The sequence below is a fragment of the Bacillus sp. SIMBA_026 genome, from assembly GCF_046535335.1.
In the GTDB taxonomy this organism is placed as follows: Bacteria; Bacillota; Bacilli; order Bacillales; family Bacillaceae; genus Bacillus; species Bacillus velezensis.
In genome coordinates, this window is the sequence record NZ_JAWRWX010000014.1 from 1 (window position 1) to 1,629 (window position 1,629).

The window sequence follows — 1,629 nt, forward strand, 5'->3', positions numbered from 1 at the left end:
ATGCCGCATTTTGAAGATCCTCATCCATTTGTCCCAAATAATTAAACAATAGGGGCGGCTGCGGAGCTGCCTTTAACTCAGGATCTTCGTTCAGATATTTCAAGATTCCATAGCCGATGCCTTTGTTTGGTATTTTTCTGATCGTTTCTTTTACCATTTTGATCGTCACGGAGAGGCTGGTTTCCTCACCCAGATCAATCAAGACAGGATACTTGGTGGTAAACCATCCAACCGTCCTGCTGATGTCGACCTCATCAACGATCTGTTCCCTGCCATGTCCTTCAAGGTTCAGCCTGATCCGATTTTCACCGGTCTCCTGCCTTGCAGCCATTAAAAGGGCAGTAACCAGAAGGTCATTGATGTCAGTATGATAGGCGTGATTCGTTTCACGAAGGAGCTTTCGTGTTGCCTCTTTATCAAGAACGCCCCTGAACGTATCGCTATCTTCATACCAATAGGATTCGACCTCTTCTTTGGTTTCAAGGAATGGCACCTTCTCCTTTAATACATCCATCCAATATTGCTTTTCTCTTGCGAGCTTTTTGCCTTCGGCATAAGCCTGAAGTTTGGAAGCATACGTCTTGTACGGTGTCGTTTTGGAATAAAACGACACCGTTTCGCCCTTTTCCAATTGGCTGTACCCAAGTGCCAAATCTTCAAATAAAATTCTCCAAGAAAGACCGTCTATGACAAGGTGATGAATGATCAGAAGAAGATGGTCCCCATCTTTGGTCTTAAATACAGCTGCGTTTACAAGCGGCCCTGTTTGGATATCCATTTGAAGCTGAAGCTTCGTCGCAAGCTCGAGAACCGTCTGGTTCGGAACCTCTTCTGACGAGACGTCATAGACATAAAAGCCAAACTGATTTGGTTCCACGCCGCGATTAAACGGACGAACTTTGCCGTTCTCGTTTGGAAAAATCATTCTTAAAGCATCATGATGCTTCATGATTTCCTCGAGAACTTCTTTTACCCATTCCGCACGGAATCCGTCTTTTCTGTACAACATCACTGCGTGATTATAATGATTGACCTCCTCTGTCCCCCCTGAGAAAAAGGCTTTTTGAATCGGGGTCAAAAGGACGTTTCCAGATTCAATTTCATATGATTCTTCTTGTCCGTTCACGGTTTTGGCGTACCGGCTCAGCTGCTTGATTTCAGGATAGGCAAACAGATCCTTCATCTCAACCGCGATTCCTTCTCGTGATAGCCGGGAAATGATTTGAAGAGCTTTGATAGAATCTCCTCCCGATGCAAAGAAGTTATGGCTGATTCCGATCGGGCGGAACCCGAGAATCTCTTCCCATACCGCAACGAGCTTCTCCTCCACTTCATTCCTCGGAGCCTCATAGTTCACTCCAGCGTGGCCATCCGGTTCCGGCAAGGCTTTGCGGTCCACCTTTCCATTTGGCGTAAGAGGAATCCGCTCCATATGAACGAAATAAGATGGAATCATAAATTCAGGAATTTCCTCCTTCAGATATGACCTGAGATCAACCGAATTCCACATCTTCCCGGATGTAATGTAGGCGCAGACATGCTTGTGTTGATCTTTGTCCTCTCGGACAATCACGACAGCCTCCTGAATCTCATCGTGCTTGAGGAGATGACTCCTGATTTCGTCCGTTT

Annotated in this window: 1 protein-coding gene and 1 pseudogene; both read right to left on the reverse strand. The window is 45.9% G+C overall.

Features of this window, described 5'->3' with window-relative positions; genetic code table 11:
* Positions 1–1,456: condensation domain-containing protein (locus SB847_RS20400; protein ID WP_410578375.1), on the reverse strand; the 1,456-nt coding region annotated here is incomplete at its 3' end.
* A 3-nt stretch (positions 1,457–1,459) separates the two neighbouring features.
* A pseudogene (locus SB847_RS20405) lies at positions 1,460–1,573 on the reverse strand (hypothetical protein); the annotation flags it as partial.
* Positions 1,574–1,629 lie beyond the last annotated feature (56 nt).